We start from the raw sequence: 16,223 nt of genomic DNA on the forward strand, positions 1-16,223 counted from the left end.
GCTTTTTTTGTGTAGAAACTACATGGTAAACTGTCGAGAACATCATAACTAGAAGAATAGAATGAAAAAGATTCTCCGCTTTATTGTACCTGTTTTGATATTGGCAATTGCCGTTGCCGGTTTTATTGCTCTTAAAACATCCAAAGAAGATCGTCCAATCGTCCGCTCTGAAGAGGTAGTCTGGCGTGTTAATACAGTGGAGGCTTCTCTGGCCAATAATCACCCCCGCCTTACACTGTATGGCACAACAGAGGCGGCCACATTTACAGAGATAAAATCAACGCTTAATGCCGGGGTAGTAGACGTCTTGTCTCATGATGGCGACAATCCTGAAAAAGGTGGCCTATTGATCGAGCTGGACTCAAGGGAAAGTACTCTTTTGGTATCACAGCGCCAAGCTGAAATTCGTGAGACTGACGAGAAGATCAGACTTGAGGAGATTGGTTATCAAGCTGATCTGGATACATTAAAGAGGGAGCAGCAGCTGCTCCAGTTAAAGAGAGATGAGCTTGAGCGGATCATGCAGCTCAAAGGTAACAGCATGGTATCTCAATCTACGATAGATCAGACTCGACAGCAGATCGAAAACATGCAAATTCAGATACGGGGCCGCAGACAACAGATTGACCAATTTGAGCCTCAGAAGCGTCGACTGCTGGCTCAGAAGGAGCGTCTGCAAGCTCTATTGGAGCAGAGAGAGATTGATCTGCAACGCACCAGACTGGTTGCCCCTTATCAGGCTATCGTCCACAAAGTTTCAGTTGCTGTCGGAGGAAGAGTACGCTCTGGGGATACTCTAATTTCGCTATATGACCCACAATCAATCCAGGTTCGTGCACAGATACCAAGAACTGCTATAGAGCAGATAAGAGGCGGTCTTGATCGTGGAGAGAAGATTCATATGAACGGCACCGTAGACAACAGCCCCATCAAGGCAGTTTTAACCAGACTGATTGCGGACAGGGTAGATGCTGTTGGTGGAGTTGAAGGGGTATTTGAAATTATTGAGTCAGAAATTCACCCTCTACCTGGTCGTGCGCTGGAGCTATCGGTAACACTTCCTGCTGTTACTGACACTATTGTTATCCCGTATGAGGCACTTTATGAAAACAGTAGAATATATCGTATTGATGCGGACGGAAGACTGGAACCGATCAAGGTTAATAATCTGGGATGGGGATCCCCATTGGATGTAACAGGTAACGAGTCAACAATTGTGGTTAGTGGCGCCAATCTGAGAATGGGTGACAGGATTGTAACTACCCATCTTCCAGAGGCAATGAAGGGAATCAAGGTTCGATATGAATAACGATCTCATTGGTCGTTTTGCTCGCCACAAGGTTGCGGCAAATCTTCTCATGTTGATCATGATACTGGCTGGAATATGGGGAGTTACCCATATGAACCGACAGTTCTTTCCAAGTTTTTCTGTAGAGATTGTTAAGGTCCGCGTCTCCTGGCCAGGTGCATCTACAGAGGATGTTGCCGCCTCAATAACCACACCGCTTGAACAGGAGCTGCGACAGGTTGATGGGGTTAATCTGATGACCTCCACCAGTGCAGAGGGGGTCTCCTCAATATCTCTGGAATTTGATGATACCAGTGATATGCAGTGGGCCACAGAACGGGTAAAAGAGTCTGTTAATAGTGTCCGTTCTCTTCCGGTTGATGCTGAGACCCCAAAAATATACAGAAAAGTTCGTCATGACCCTATTGCCAGGGTAGTAATCTCCTCAACCGAAGGAGTTGATGAAATTCGCTCACTTATTCGTGAGTACGAAAGAGAGTTATTGCGCAGAGGAATTGCGAAAATATACATAAATGGCCTTCCGGATACGGAGATTGCCATACAGATCCCAATGGATATTGCTGTAGATCTTGGAGCCTCCCATGAGCAAATTGGAGAGCAGATCAGACAGATGAGCAGAAATGATCCGGCTGGTCAGGTTGGGGAAGATGACAACAGCAGACAACTTAGAACTCCGGGGCAGCTGCGCGGTGAACAGCAATTTTCATCACTTGTATTCCAGAAAGGGGCAGATGGAAGACAGGTCTCACTCGGCTCAATTGCCGACATAACTCATAGAGAACAGAGAAACGAGACCAGTACTTTTTTCCACGGGGTACCTGCCATAGAGATGAGATTAATGCGTGCAGAGCATGCAGACTCTCTGGAGTCGGCAGAGATCATGATTGCATGGATGGATGAGCTGGCTACCACAACTTTGCCCCCTGGAGTGGAGGTTCACCGCTTTGATGAGAGCTGGAGCATGATTAAAGAGCGGTTGACGCTCTTAATCCATAACGGAGCTGGTGGCCTCATACTGGTTATAGGAATCCTCTTTCTCTTCCTGAATGGACGAGTTGCATTCTGGGTTGCCGTTGGAATCCCCACATCATTTCTGGCGACCCTGGCAATACTCTACGCTATCGGCGGCTCAATCAATATGGTTAGCCTTTTTGCCCTGATTATGGCTCTGGGAATAATAGTTGATGATGCAATTGTGGTAGGCGAGGATGCACTTGCCCATTACCAGAGAGGCGAAGGGGCAGTTCATGCAGCTGAAGGCGGTGCCAGGCGCATGTTCTATCCAGTGCTCTCTTCCTCACTCACCACCATTGCAGCATTTCTACCTCTTCTGTTGATTGGGGGGCAGATGGGCAAGATACTTATAGATATCCCAATTATTATTGTATGTGTACTGATAGCGTCACTGATTGAGTGTTTTATGGTGTTACCGGGCCACCTTCAACATACATTTTCCAGGGCTCACCATCACAAAACCAGCAAGATCCGCAAGAGGATTGATAACACCTTCAACTCCTTTAGAGAGAACCGTTTTCAACCACTGGTTCGCTGGGCACTTTACCATCGTGGCATTGTAATAAGTTCAACTATTGCTCTACTTATACTGACTCTGGGGCTGGTTGCCGGAGGACGCCTCTCCTTCAGTTTTTTCCCATCTCCCGAAGGGAACCTCTTTTACGCCAATGTGGATTTTGTCTCTGGAACTCCAAAAAGCACGGTTGATGAATATATGAAGAAGCTGGAGCACTCTCTATATCAGACAGAGTCAGAGTTGGGCGGGGATCTTATAGCAGCAGTTGAGTCACGCAGAGGAGTGTCTGGTTCCAGAGGGGCAGGAACCAGAAGGGTCGGGGACCAATTCGGTTCAATGATTATAGAGTTGATTCCTGCAGAAAATAGAACCCTGAGGGTGCGGGAATTCATCTCTCAATGGAAAAAAATGACCCCAGAGGCCGCTGGTCTCGAGACCCTTACCATAGAGAAACGCAAACATGGGCCAGCTGGAAAAGATGTAGAGATTCGTCTAACCGGACGTGGGGAAAATATGGACCAGATCAAATCTGCCTCCAATGAAATAATGGATGTATTACGCTCAACAGAAGGGGTTCTATCGGTTGAGGACGATATGCCTTATGGCAAGGAGCAGATGATCTTCTCACTCAGTGCAGAGGGGCAGCAACGAGGGATCTCCCTGCAGGAGATAAGTAGTCAGCTGCATGCCGCATTTGATGGAAAACGGATACAGATATATAACGAGGGAGATGAAGAGCTCGAGGTGAGGGTGTTGTTGCCAGATGAGGAGCGCAGAAGAATCTCTTCTCTCCATAGTTTCATGTTCATGGCGGCTGGTGGTGAGGCGATACCTCTGGTTAATCTGGTTGAATTTCAGCCGCGTCGAGGCTTTGAGGTAATTCGTCACAGTGATGGAGTGATGGCTGTAAACGTTATGGCAGACGTTGATACAGACAATCAGAATGTATCAGACCTTATAAAGCAGTTAGAGGAGACAGTATTGCCAGAAATTACCCAGAAATATCCGGTGCAATATAGTTTTGAGGGCAAAAATGCAGATGAGCGGGAGACTATGGGAGATATGGTTCAGGGCGGGGCTCTGGCGCTATTATTGATCTATATCGTTCTGGCGTGGGTGTTCTCCTCCTACGGCTGGCCTCTGGTAGTGATGGCCGCCATCCCGTTTGGAGTGATTGGCTCCTTCCTTGGGCACTGGATTATGGGGATGGATATCACGCTACTCTCGCTGTTTGGTCTATTTGCGCTCTCTGGTATCGTGGTAAATGATTCAATTATTCTCCTTACATTCTTCCGCAAACTACGCGCTCAGGGAATAGAGGTTAGAGAGGCTATTGTTCAAGCAGCAGGAGCACGCCTCAGGGCTGTATTACTCACCTCACTCACTACAATTGCTGGACTGTTACCGCTCCTGTTTGAGCGTTCCTTGCAGGCACAATACCTGATCCCCATGGCGATATCGATATCATTCGGATTGGCCGTCTCTACATTCCTGGTTCTGCTTTTTGTCCCTGCACTGTTGTCCATACATGAATCAATTTCTCCCATGAAAGAGGCTCCTAGCTTCAACGATGGAGGAGCTTGAGTTGAATTTGTGGTAGAATTCAGCTCCTTTTTTGGCATCGGATGGATCAAATGGAGCAGATTCTAGAAATTCGTGAAGGATGTAACACCCCGGAGCAGCTTGTAAAGAGCCTCCCTTTTTCACGATTCCTCAAAACTTACAAAAACGAATTTATTGACAACCTCGACCACAGGGATGAGCGTCAACACAACGAAGCAACACACAAGATCGATTTCATCAAGGGTGTTTGTGCCCGCGATATTCTGCAGGTTCTCGACCAGGAAGAGATTGCCGAGAATGATATGGAGCGTTCCCGTAACCTGGTTCGTTTCATCGATGGAGCATTCCACCATTTTCGTTCCAGCAGTTATTCGCGCCTGGTCAGATTGCAGAATGATGTCATCTCTACAGGACTCGAAACCCCTGATTCCGTCAAGGACAAGGTGACAGAGAAAGCAACCACTCTCTCTGATTTGATATTGCAGACCAGAAGACGTCTGCTTCGCAAAGTTGGTATGGAACATGGTGTTCGCAGAAGTCATGGTCTTGATGCTTCACCAAATGTCACTGCGGGAGAGATCTCCGGACACTACTTCAATCTGCCTGCAGATTATGTGCCGCTATCACATGTGCCCCTTACCATTGCTGCAGATATTCGTACTGGTGTAGATTATTCTACGCCATCAAACAAGCGCGCAGAGCCATTCTATGAGCTGGATCATAATCCTCTCAAAATGGATCAGTTCAATCCTGACGATTGGGTATCAGTTCCTCTCCAGGTTGGAGCATGGTTGATAGTTGCTTATCTGCATAAGTCACGTGGCAGTGTTGAGATGGAGCCTGGGCTCCTCAATCTGTTTCCATTTGCCAGTATTAGTGATATCAAGGAAAATCGCCGTCCAGATGGGGTCTTTATCTTTGGTGACCCCAATGCCGAGCCGAATGATCTTGGATATTTTTGGGATGAAGAGAACCAGATACTGGTTGGGCTTGTTCCGAATCGTGATGAGCTTAAATATTTTGGTTACTGCAAAAAGCCGATATTGACTCTGCATAATGTGCTTGCCATCCAAAAGGGAGAGCTTCCACTACATTGTGGTTGTACCCGCTATATGGTCCATTTTGACGAAGAGAATCAGCCCTATATTGGTGAGATGCTTATCAAGGCTGATGATATGGGCCGTATCTCTCTGCAGAAAGGGGATGACAATCAAACCAGGCCAATATTCTTTGGCACAGAAACCGGGGCATTTGCATGTCTGGACGGTTTTAGCGAGCAGGCAAAACTACTGATGATTGGTAGAGAGGTTGGGTACAACAAGGATACTGGATCAAATGCCAGACAAATTGTTCCTGTCACTGAGGATATTGAGGTGATGAATGGCGATCCACTGGATATGCTGCTCTACATGAATAACTTTGATTTGATAGAGAAGGGGGTATCTACCATTGATGCAAACATGTCTGTCACCGATGCAATTGACCACTTCCGTCTTGGTGAACGCGTCGCTGCCGGAAGCACCCATACTCATCGTGGATCAAAAGAGAGTAGCTACTGGGCCAACCCTTTCCCTCTTTTACGTGACGAGAACGATACTCCTCTCCATCCTGATCTATATGAACAGTACCTTAGTAATGAGGCACATTTCATCTCTGCTGCCAAAGAGCTGGTTGATAAAAAGGAGCTACATCTTGGTGTTGCCTTTAGTCAGTTGATGGCTGGTGTATATAGCGAGAATAGTGATGATGATCTGCAGCGTTGTGGCTACCACGATCGTGACGAGGTGGAGCAGCTGGCTCCAACCCGCCTGGCTGAGGATCTGATCGACCATATCAAGGAGCTAGCTGTTGAGAAGCGTGAACGCTCCGGCGGAAGCCTTGACGAGGTCAGTATAACGGTCGCTCTGGTAGGAGATAGCAGGACAGGAAAGTCAGAGACTGCGGAGAAGATGGAAGGGATTCTTGGGCTACAACTAATCTAAGAGTTGGGGTTGTATTCTCTTCGCAACATAATCTATAGAGGGCTACTGCTGCTTTTCAGTAGCCCTCTCTCTTTCGCCTCCGTACCGATACCTGCGGAGCAGATATCACCACTGGCCGACTCACCATCGCCATATCTGCAGATGCATGCAGATGATCCGGTTGGGTGGAGAACATGGGAGAGGGGAACCCTCCGTCATGCAGATGAGAACAGCAAACTGATTTTTCTCTCCAGTGGATATTTCTCTTGCCACTGGTGTCATGTGATGCAGCGAGAGAGTTTCAAGAACCATAAAATCTCCAGAATCCTTAACCGCTCATTTGTCTCGGTCAAAATTGATCGCGAACTTAGCCCTGTGGTTGATCGAGACCTGATCGATTTTGTCCGGAAAACAACCGGCAGTGCAGGATGGCCTCTTCAGGTCATCCTTCTTCCTGATGGAACCCCTCTACTTGGGTTTGTCTACCTCCCTCCTGACCGTCTTGAACAGCTGCTATTGCGTCTTGAAAAGAGGTGGCATAACAATCCTGGAGAGTTAAGGGCGTTAGCAAAAAGCGTTATTAAAGATCTCAATAAATACAATGTACTATCAAGTTATTCTAATGTAAATAGTAATGGTATGGAGGCGTCAGCCGAGATGCTTCTTGATGATGCTGACATGCTCTCTGGAGGGTTTGGTGGGGAGAGCAAGTTCCCAGAGACGCCACATCTTATGGAAGAGCTATCTCTATACATAAAATCGGACAACAGTCTGCTAAAAGAACATCTGATAGTTACCCTGGACAGTATGGCAACACTCGGGCTCCGTGATGCAGTTGGGGGAGGATTCTTTCGCTACACAATTGATCCTGACTGGAACATTCCCCATTTCGAGAAGATGCTCTATGACAATGCACAGCTGGCACAACTATATCTGCGTGCCGGAAAAATATTTCATAGGGCAGACTACCTGGCTGTGGGGCTAGAGACTATCGATTTTATGGTAAAACAGATGCGAAACAGTGATGGCATATTCATCTCCAGTCTATCCGCCGTTGATGGCAATGGCCAAGAGGGTGGTTACTATCTCTGGGACAGAGATGAGCTGGAGCAACTTCTGGATGATGGTGAGAAATCTCTGTTTGATACCATGTGGTACCCACATAGCACCATGCTTGACGGGGATGTTCATCTCTTTATGCCAGATACCAACAAAGCCACCAGGCGAGAGTTGGAGGATATTCTGAGCATTAGAAAAAAACTGCAGAGGGCCCGTCTTGAACGCACTCTGCCGAGAGACCACAAGGTGCTATCTGGATGGAATGGACTGCTACTCTCAGCTCTTTCCGAGTTGCTGCGAAACGGTGAAATAGCAGATGCTGAGTACCGGGAGATTGGGGATCAACTGGCAGACACTCTAAGCACCAACTACTGGAGTGGAGATGACAAGAAATTATTACGGCTCAGAGGCGAAAATAGTTCTGTAGTGGCGTCTTTGGATGATTATGCCTACGTTGCCGATGGTCTATTCAGGTGGGGTGAGGCCACTGATCAAAACAGATTTAAACTGCTTGCTGGCAAAATTGTACGGGCCGCAAAGGGGCGGCTCTACAGGGGTGGGAAGTGGCACGCTACTAATGTACGTCTCCTTAATTATAGTAGCGAAATCGTTACCGGCACGGCTGGAGAGGCACTTCCATCCCCGGTGACTGTGCTTAACAGGATAGAGAGGCTACTACCTTAACTACTGCACTGGTTAACTGCTCCAGCTCATCATCACTGATAATAAATGGCGGCATCAGATATATAAGTCGTCCGAATGGTCGTACCCATACCCCGTGCTCAACAAACATTGGCTCTATTGTTGCGAGATCAACAGGGTGTACCATCTCTACTACCCCAATAGCCCCCAACACGCGCAGATCCCTGACTGAATCAAACTCTCTACAGGGGGCCAACCCTCTGCTTAATCCATCCTCTATACCATGAACACGTTGCCTCCATGGTGATGACAACAGGAGATCAATACTTGCATTGGCCGCACTGCAGGCTAGAGGATTCCCCATAAAGGTTGGGCCATGCATTAGAGCCCCATCGCCATATGATGATATTGTCTCTGCAACTGTGGTGGTGGTAACTGTTGCAGCCAATGTCACTGCTCCACCAGTAAGAGCTTTGCCAACACAGAGTATATCTGGAGAAATATTGGCATGGTTACAGCCGAAGAGCTCTCCGGTTCTTCCGAAACCTGTGGCTACCTCATCTGCAATCAACAAAACATTGTATCTATCACAAAGCTTCCGCGCCTCCTGCAGAAAATTGGGGTGGTAAAAATAGATTCCGCCAGCACCCTGTACGACCGGTTCCAGCACCAGAGCAGCAATGCCGTCATGGCTCTTATCCAGAAGCTGCTGTAGTGGTTCCATGGTGGATGGATCCCACTGCTGGCCAAATTTGCAAGCAGGCCTTGGAATAAAAAAATGGTGCGCAAGATGATCGTTAAACAGTACATGCATACCATTTTCAGGATCAGCCAGCGCCATGGTTGCAAATGTGTCGCCGTGATAACCACCACGTAGCACAGCCATCTTGCTTTTTTCAGGTTTGCCATCAGCAATCCAGTACTGAACTGCCATCTTCAATGCAACCTCTACCGCGATTGAGCCGGAGTCAGATAAAAAAACATGGTTAAGAGAGGAGGGGGTAATATCCAACAGTCGTTCTGCAACTCCAACTGCAGGTCTGTGGGTTAGCCCTCCAAACATTACGTGGGAAAACTCTCCAATCTGCTGCTCCATGGCAGCATTAATCTCCGGCACATTGTATCCATGAATTGCCGACCACCATGATGACATTCCATCAATCAGTCTTGTGCCATCCTCCAGAGTCAAGACTGCTCCTCTGGCAGAGCGCACAGGATAGACTGCCAATGGATCTGTCATGGATGTATAGGGGTGCCAGAGATGTTTCCTGTCAATCCTCAGGAGATCGTCAACAAAATTTGCCATCTGCATATGATACCGTACCTGTTGATGCAGGCTTGTGATTCATCGCTGGTAGGGATACTCTAGAAGCCTGTCTGATTCAGGTCACCGTAGCGAGAGAAAACTGGTTTGAGAGAGATTTTTTCACCGTTTAAGGAGAATAGTGGGTACTATTTAACGAAGAGGGTGGAAAAATAAAAATTAAGTTCTACAGCCCCCTAAAACAAGTTTATAAAAGAATAAAAACAAGAGAATTACTATGTCCGGATCTCTGCTTGACCATCTTGCAAAACAGACCCAAGAACTACATGAAGAGGGGCTCTATAAAAGTGAGAGGGTGGTCACCTCACCACAACAGGCCGTTATAAAAATTGAAGATGGCAAGGAGGTAATTAACCTCTGCGCCAACAACTACCTGGGGTTGGCCAACCATCACACCCTGATAGAGAGTGCTCAACAGGCACTTGAAGATAAGGGTTACGGTATGGCCTCTGTCCGTTTTATCGTTGGCACCCAGAAAGTTCACAAGCAGCTGGAGCAGCGTATCAGTGAGTTTTTGGAGACAGACGATACGATTCTCTACTCCTCATGTTTTGATGCCAATACAGGGTTGTTTGAGACTATTCTTGGTGCTGAGGATGCAATCATCAGTGATCAACTTAACCATGCCAGCATTATTGATGGGGTCCGCCTCTGTAAGGCTAAACGTCTTCGCTACCTGAATAGTGACATGGATGATCTTGAGGAGAAGCTAAAGGAGGCGCAATCTTCACGCTACCGCCTAATTGCTACCGATGGCGTCTTCTCCATGGATGGCTCAATAGCCAAACTTGAAAAGATATGTGATCTTGCCGACAAATATAATGCCTTGGTTATGGTTGATGACTCCCATGCAGTTGGATTTGTAGGTGACCATGGCAAAGGGACCCCCGAGCTGTGTGGTGTTATGGGAAGAGTGGATATTATTACCGGCACCCTGGGCAAGGCAATGGGTGGGGCTTCCGGAGGTTACACCTCGGGTCGAAAAGAGATTATAGAGTGGCTTCGACAACGTTCTCGCCCATACCTCTTCTCCAATACTCTGGCACCGGTTATCGCCGCAACCTCACTGAAGGTGTTGGATCTTCTGGAGTCTGGTAACTCACTGCGTGAACAGCTAATTGAAAATAGTCGTCACTTCCGTAAAGGGATGGAGCAGGCAGGATTTAGCCTGGTCCCGGGCAGGCATCCAATTATTCCGGTAATGATAGGAGATGCAAAACTTGCTGGTCAGATGGCTGACCTGTTGCTTGATGAGGGGGTTTATGTGGTTGGCTTCTCCTTCCCTGTGGTTCCACATGGGCAGGCTCGTATCAGAACCCAGATGACCGCAGCTCACACTACAGAACAGTTGGACAGGGCAATTGATGCCTTCACCAGGGTGGGGCGCAAATTGGGAGTTATCCAGTGAAGGCATTAGTCAAGAGCCATGCCAGGCAGGGCATCTGGATGGAGGAGGTTGCTGAGCCAGAAATTGGCCCTAATGATGCCTTGGTGAGGATCACAAAGAGCGCTATCTGTGGGACCGACATTCATATCTACAACTGGGATGAGTGGGCGCAAAAAACCATTCCTGTGCCGATGACCGTGGGCCACGAGTTTGCCGGTGTTATTGAGGCAACTGGCAGCGAAGTCAGGGGGTTTAAACCAGGAGACAGGGTCTCTGGTGAGGGGCATATAACCTGTGGAAAATGTCGCCAGTGCCTTACTGGAAGACGTCACCTCTGTCCAAATACCAGGGGTATTGGGGTGAATCGTGAGGGGGCATTTGCAGAGCTACTGTCAATACCTGCCGAGAACCTTTTCCCTCTCTCAGATGCCGTATCTGATGAAATTGCATCCATCCTTGACCCGCTGGGAAATGCGGTCCATACCGCACTCTCATTTCCTGTTGTTGGTGAGGATGTGCTGGTTACCGGTGCCGGACCTATCGGCATTATGGGAGCGGCAATCTGCCTCCATGCAGGGGCACGCAATGTTGTCCTGACCGACATTAATCCATACCGGCTTGGACTGGCTGCAGAGGTTGATCCTGATATACGTACTGTGAATATTGAGGATGAATCTATTGATGATGTGATGAGCTCACTCAATATAAATAATGGTTTTGGTGTTGGTCTGGAGATGTCTGGCAGCCCCAATGCCTTCTCCTCGATGCTGAAGACCCTGGCTCATGGTGGCAAGATGGCGCTACTCGGTATCCCGCCATCCAATACCTGTATTGACTGGAATCTTGTGATCTTCAAAATGATTACGATAAAGGGGATATATGGGCGTGAGATTTTCGACACCTGGTATCAAATGACAGCAATGCTTGAGAGTGGACTTAATGTTCAACCACTGATTACCCATCGCTTTCCGATAGATGATTACCAGAAGGGGTTTGATGTGATGCGTTCAGGAGAGTCCGGCAAGGTTATCCTGGAATGGTAAACATAACCAATAACAGAGCTGACCGAATTAATGCCACTATCTCACCAGATGGCACTCTGGGGGTGCTATCTCAACATGAGGTACAAAATATACTGGATAGCAGCATGGAGAGGGGCGAGCTTCATGAGCTTTTCCGTCGTTGTGCACTTGCAGTCCTGAATACCGGAACCGATATTGATGACTCCAGACGGGTGCTGGAACAGTATCATGATTTCGACATCTTCCCCAGAAAGCAAGATTGGGGAATTCAGTTTGAGTTAGTCAATGCACCAACCAGGGCATTTGTTGACGGGGGGCTGATTAATGGTATTCGTGAACATCTATTCTCGGTTGCCCGTGACATATATTCTGCAAATGAAACTCGCCTCTCCAACTACTTTGACCAGAGCAATAATGAGAGTAGCGGAATAAGCAATGCAGTCTTTCATATCCTGCGTCGTGCCACAGTCTTCAACCGTCTTGACCTGTCTGGTCTTGCGGTGTGCTGGGGCGGGCACTCAATCAATGAAGAGGAGTACTCATATACCAAAGAGGTAGGGTACCAGATGGGTCTGCGTGATCTTAATATCTGCACTGGATGTGGTGGCGGCGCCATGAAAGGACCAATGAAAGGGGCAACTTTTGGACATGCCAAACAGAGAAACAGGGATGGTCGCTATATTGGGCTAACCGAGCCCGGCATTATTGCTGCAGAGCCTCCAAATCCGATTGTTAGTAACCTGGTAGTACTACCGGATATTGAGAAGAGGCTGGAAGCATTTGTCAGAATAGGACATGTTTTTGTCCTCTTTCCTGGTGGTCCAGGTAGTGCAGAGGAGCTTCTGTATCTACTGGGAATACTTCTTCATCCGGACAATAAAAATATTCCGTTCCCATTAATAATGACAGGGCCGGCATCGAGCCATGACTATTTTGAACGAATTAATAATTTTATCGGCAAGAGCCTGGGGTATGAGGCACAACAGCGCTTCAAGATTATCTTGAATGATCCAGAGACAGTTGCTCGTGAGGTTCATCAGGAGGTGAATCATGTTATTGCTCATCGCAAGGAGTCAGGTGACGCATACTTCTTTAATTGGCAGTTGCATATAGACCCAATCTTTCAGAAACCGTTTCATCCCACCCATGAATCAATGGCAGAACTTGATCTCCATAAGGATCAGGACCCACATCTGTTGGCCGCCAATTTACGCCGCGCCTTCTCGGGGATAGTTGCTGGTAATGTTAGAGAACAGGGAATTCGTGAAGTGGAGGAGAAGGGGCCTTATCAGTTAAGTGGTGACCCGGAGATTATTGACCCTCTGGATCTGATTCTGAAAGACTTTGTGGAACAATTCCGCATGCGTCTGCCGAATAATTCATACACTCCATGTTACGAGATTATTCGATAGATACCCAGTTACATTATGGTCTCCACTAATTACAATCGCCATTGATGCGCTTGTAGCAAACCCTCTTCACTGCTACAGTTATACTCGGTAACTATATCTAGGGAGGAGAGCTGTCTGATGAAGTCATTTCTTGCTGACACCATTACGACGCGACGCAAGCATCTGGTTGAGTACTTGTCACCCATAATGAAAAGGGTTGCGATCCAGTGCTCATCTGTATGGGATCATAAAAAAAAGATAAACCGCATGCTGGACAAGAAGCTTCAGCCATGGGCAGATCTCTCATTCTGTACTCGTCTCTATACAATAACCACTGATGCAAAGCTGCATAGTAATATCATGACCAGTGATGATGCAGCTGACGCCAAAGATGTAAGGCACGAATTCCTCCTCTCATCTCTGCTGGAAGGGAAGCTTGATCGCATGACTCTGACAGATGTGTATATAAGTCCAATGTTGCACAGAACATGCATTACAGCCATCCATCCCATCACATATAGCGGTGAGATCACAGGATATCTGGTGGGGGATTTTGACCTGAGACATCTTCCTCAGGATGAACATGCAATATTCCCGGGATGTACCTGGCAGCAGCTGAAGGGTGATCCGGCAATTCGACAACAACTTTTCAAACAGCATTTTATTCCCGGCCCCATGGATGAACACGTTGATGATGTGCTCAGTCTGATGGATGAGCTTGTAATAGAGCGTGGAGTGTTTCGGGCGGCAATTCGTTTCCCTAGCTCCAGGGCTACACTATGGCTACTGGAAGATCCCTACGATGAACATACACACGTTCTTCAGGAGATTCTTGATCCCTCAATCTGTCTTGCCTATCCACGCCGCACCTATCCGGATAACGCAAAGATTACCACTGATATGGTTCGTCCCATTCTTGATCGCTTCGCACAATTACGTAGCGCAGACGATACCATCTACCTGCGCACCGGCACCTTCAATATTATAAGCGGCCTGGTAGAGGTCAATTTCTCCTGCGATGGTACCCATCTAATGCCGGCAGAGATGTTTCTGGAGAAGGGGGAGGAGTTCTGGTTTGGTGCCTCAACCAAATAATCAAAACAAGATATCCTGACCCTGATGAGTAAAAAGCCCCGCAACTTTGTCGCCAAACACTCAAAAACCTACAACAAGGCAACGGTGATGGTTGATCGATCCAAAGAGTCTGTTGATGAACGAGAGGAGATTGAGCGCGGACTGGATGAGGCAGAAAAATCAGGACAGCTTGATAAAGAGAAGAAAGATAGGAATTAAGAACAAACAACATGGCTGGCAACCGCTGGCCAGGAAGATACCAAATAGAAGAAGGGGGGCTTATGATGGGTGAGTCATTATTATGACCATCAGACATTATTTAACATAATATACATTATGCGCATAGCGGTGCTTCTCGGACAGCATAAAAGTCTCAAATAATTCAGATTTAATTCAGACATTATTTCTTTGGTTATAAGGCTTTATAAACAGGTAATTGTAATATATAGTCGTGTGTATCTATTTTAGTTAACAAGAGGAGAGAAAAATGAATAGTCGTCACATATCAAGAAAAAATATAAGTGGCTTTACACTTATCGAACTACTCGTTGTTGTTGCAATTATCGGGATTCTGGCTGCTGTTGGAGTTCCGATGTACCAAGGTTATCAGGCAACCGCCAAATTCAATGCTGTGAAGGCCACCCATAAACAGGTTATTACGTTCGTATCCTCCGAAGTTACAAAGTGTGGCATGGGCAAGAGACTAGATCTCAAAGGAACTGATGGTGAGCGTATAACAGCTGGTGGAGCTGGTGCCATTGACTGTAAAGACATAAGCAAACGAAAGGGTAATCTTCTTGCACCCTTGTTCGTGGATCACTTTGAGGGGGATCAATGGATGAACCCAATGAATGTTGAGGATATACAGGTCTACAGTGAGAGCGCTCAACCAACTGAGGCTGAGGCCGGTAGAATACATATTTCTGGTGCTGGCAATCAGATCTGGATTAAAACCACAGCAATAGATCCTGATATCGATGATCCTGGTGCTGAAGGTTATTTGGTCGAAATGAAAAATGTCATACGTATTGAATAATAGGGCTAAAAGGACTAATAAAATGATTCTTCAGAAAAAATCTCTTGGGTTTACACTTATCGAGCTTCTTATAGTGGTTGCAATCCTCGGTATTCTATCTGCAGTTGGTATCCCAATGTATCAGGGTTATCAAAAAACAGCTAAGTACAATGCAACACTGGCAAACTTCAACAATGCCTCATCTCTTATATCCGCAGAGCTGACTAAGTGCGGTATAAGTGATGTGATGTCTCTAAAACAGTCCGCCAGTGCAGGAGCTACAGATTACACCCCTTGTCAAGTAACAGCAGCAACTCTTGCACCTATACTGGTGTCACACTTTGAATATGATGGATGGAAAAACCCATATACTAATGAAAATGCCTTTATAACAACTGATCCGGACAAGGGTGATATCAAGCTAGTGGCTGCTGATGGCGATATCTCAATCACTGGAAAAGCTGAAAACCCAAAGGATGATTCCGAAGAGACATTAACTCAAACATTTGCTCTTGAATGGTAACCTGTACAACAACAAGGGGTTCACACTTGTTGAACTCCTTGTTGTTGTTGCACTCATAGGAATTCTCTCTGCTGTCGCAATCCCTGTTTACAATGGCTATATTAATAGTGTAAAAATCAGTGCTGCCCAAAACTCACTCCAGTTAATTTATCTAACAGAGGTGGAGTACAGCTCTGATAACGGCGAATATTTCAGCACTGCGTCTGGTTGCGGCTCTGGTAGCGATCACACCAGCTTGATCAATACGTCGTTGTTTGACGATGTAGAGACGCTTGATGATGAAAGTTTCTTTTTCTGTATCGGGTCATCTGATACCGAGGAAGAGTACATGGCTGTTACGTACAAACGCAGCGACACCAGCACCTGGTATTCAATCAATCAAAACAATGTACGGACAAGCTCTACAGGAAGCGACTGGTAAC

13 protein-coding genes are annotated in these 16,223 nt (G+C 46.9%); 12 read left to right on the forward strand and 1 reads right to left on the reverse strand.

Annotated features, from left to right (window positions below):
• The first annotated feature begins 61 nt into the window (after positions 1-61).
• The 4 genes from AC3ZFK_RS03695 to AC3ZFK_RS03710 are packed head-to-tail and all read left to right on the forward strand — an operon-like array spanning position 62 to position 8,107.
• Positions 62-1,309: an efflux RND transporter periplasmic adaptor subunit gene (locus AC3ZFK_RS03695; RefSeq protein ID WP_487541397.1), complete on the forward strand. Its 1,248-nt coding sequence runs from the start codon at positions 62-64 to the stop codon at positions 1,307-1,309.
• Positions 1,302-4,424: an efflux RND transporter permease subunit gene (locus tag AC3ZFK_RS03700; protein ID WP_487506984.1), complete on the forward strand. Its 3,123-nt coding sequence runs from the start codon at positions 1,302-1,304 to the stop codon at positions 4,422-4,424. The genes AC3ZFK_RS03695 and AC3ZFK_RS03700 overlap by 8 nt, the downstream gene beginning before the upstream one ends.
• A 50-nt stretch (positions 4,425-4,474) precedes the next feature.
• On the forward strand, positions 4,475-6,385 hold the full coding sequence (locus tag AC3ZFK_RS03705) for a hypothetical protein (protein ID WP_487506985.1): 1,911 nt from the start codon (positions 4,475-4,477) through the stop codon (positions 6,383-6,385).
• A gap of 9 nt (positions 6,386-6,394) precedes the next feature.
• Entirely contained in the window at positions 6,395-8,107 is a 1,713-nt protein-coding gene (locus AC3ZFK_RS03710) for a thioredoxin domain-containing protein (RefSeq protein WP_487506986.1), read from the forward strand.
• Here AC3ZFK_RS03710 and bioA read toward each other — a convergent pair.
• Positions 8,079-9,377: an adenosylmethionine--8-amino-7-oxononanoate transaminase gene (gene bioA, locus AC3ZFK_RS03715; RefSeq protein WP_487541395.1), complete on the reverse strand. Its 1,299-nt coding sequence runs from the start codon at positions 9,375-9,377 to the stop codon at positions 8,079-8,081. The two genes, AC3ZFK_RS03710 and bioA, sit on opposite strands and share 29 nt — an antisense overlap.
• 229 nt (positions 9,378-9,606) lie before the next feature.
• On the opposite strand from bioA, the gene AC3ZFK_RS03720 reads away from it, so the two are divergent.
• The 8 genes from AC3ZFK_RS03720 (at position 9,607) to AC3ZFK_RS03755 (ending at position 16,222) form a co-directional block, all read left to right on the forward strand.
• Positions 9,607-10,797, forward strand: coding sequence for a glycine C-acetyltransferase (locus tag AC3ZFK_RS03720; protein WP_487506988.1), 1,191 nt, complete (start codon positions 9,607-9,609; stop codon positions 10,795-10,797).
• 38 nt (positions 10,798-10,835) lie between these two features.
• On the forward strand, positions 10,836-11,819 hold the full coding sequence (tdh, locus tag AC3ZFK_RS03725) for an L-threonine 3-dehydrogenase (RefSeq protein WP_487507002.1): 984 nt from the start codon (positions 10,836-10,838) through the stop codon (positions 11,817-11,819).
• Entirely contained in the window at positions 11,813-13,210 is a 1,398-nt protein-coding gene (gene ppnN, locus AC3ZFK_RS03730) for a nucleotide 5'-monophosphate nucleosidase PpnN (RefSeq protein WP_487506989.1), read from the forward strand. The genes tdh and ppnN overlap by 7 nt, the downstream gene beginning before the upstream one ends.
• Positions 13,211-13,327: 117 nt before the next feature.
• Complete coding sequence (locus AC3ZFK_RS03735) at positions 13,328-14,284, forward strand: hypothetical protein (protein ID WP_487506990.1); 957 nt, start codon at positions 13,328-13,330, stop codon at positions 14,282-14,284.
• Between the two features lie 24 nt (positions 14,285-14,308).
• The gene (locus tag AC3ZFK_RS03740; RefSeq protein WP_487506991.1) at positions 14,309-14,482 is read left to right on the forward strand and encodes a DUF7230 family protein; all 174 of its coding nucleotides are present in this window, start codon (positions 14,309-14,311) and stop codon (positions 14,480-14,482) included.
• Between the two features lie 268 nt (positions 14,483-14,750).
• A complete protein-coding gene (locus AC3ZFK_RS03745) occupies positions 14,751-15,299 on the forward strand; it encodes a type IV pilin protein (protein WP_487506992.1) in 549 nt (182 codons plus the stop codon).
• Entirely contained in the window at positions 15,280-15,801 is a 522-nt protein-coding gene (locus tag AC3ZFK_RS03750) for a prepilin-type N-terminal cleavage/methylation domain-containing protein (RefSeq protein ID WP_487506993.1), read from the forward strand. The genes AC3ZFK_RS03745 and AC3ZFK_RS03750 overlap by 20 nt, the downstream gene beginning before the upstream one ends.
• Positions 15,791-16,222 carry a type IV pilin protein gene (locus AC3ZFK_RS03755; RefSeq protein WP_487506994.1) on the forward strand — a complete coding sequence of 144 codons (432 nt, stop codon included), beginning with the start codon at positions 15,791-15,793 and terminating at the stop codon, positions 16,220-16,222. Before AC3ZFK_RS03750 ends, AC3ZFK_RS03755 begins: the two co-directional genes overlap by 11 nt.
• Position 16,223 lies beyond the last annotated feature (1 nt).

This window comes from Candidatus Thiopontia autotrophica, from assembly GCF_982804495.1.

What these genes read in the sequence shown, in the direction of transcription:
- AC3ZFK_RS03695 (WP_487541397.1), top strand. Translation starts at nt 62, where the DNA reads ATGAAAAAGATTCTCCGCTTTATTGTACCTGTTTTGATATTGGCAATT.
- AC3ZFK_RS03700 (WP_487506984.1), top strand. Translation starts at nt 1,302, where the DNA reads ATGAATAACGATCTCATTGGTCGTTTTGCTCGCCACAAGGTTGCGGCA.
- AC3ZFK_RS03705 (WP_487506985.1), top strand. Translation starts at nt 4,475, where the DNA reads ATGGAGCAGATTCTAGAAATTCGTGAAGGATGTAACACCCCGGAGCAG.
- bioA (WP_487541395.1), bottom strand. Translation starts at nt 9,377, where the DNA reads ATGCAGATGGCAAATTTTGTTGACGATCTCCTGAGGATTGACAGGAAA.
- AC3ZFK_RS03720 (WP_487506988.1), top strand. Translation starts at nt 9,607, where the DNA reads ATGTCCGGATCTCTGCTTGACCATCTTGCAAAACAGACCCAAGAACTA.
- tdh (WP_487507002.1), top strand. Translation starts at nt 10,836, where the DNA reads ATGGAGGAGGTTGCTGAGCCAGAAATTGGCCCTAATGATGCCTTGGTG.
- ppnN (WP_487506989.1), top strand. Translation starts at nt 11,813, where the DNA reads ATGGTAAACATAACCAATAACAGAGCTGACCGAATTAATGCCACTATC.
- AC3ZFK_RS03735 (WP_487506990.1), top strand. Translation starts at nt 13,328, where the DNA reads ATGAAGTCATTTCTTGCTGACACCATTACGACGCGACGCAAGCATCTG.
- AC3ZFK_RS03740 (WP_487506991.1), top strand. Translation starts at nt 14,309, where the DNA reads ATGAGTAAAAAGCCCCGCAACTTTGTCGCCAAACACTCAAAAACCTAC.
- AC3ZFK_RS03745 (WP_487506992.1), top strand. Translation starts at nt 14,751, where the DNA reads ATGAATAGTCGTCACATATCAAGAAAAAATATAAGTGGCTTTACACTT.
- AC3ZFK_RS03750 (WP_487506993.1), top strand. Translation starts at nt 15,280, where the DNA reads ATGTCATACGTATTGAATAATAGGGCTAAAAGGACTAATAAAATGATT.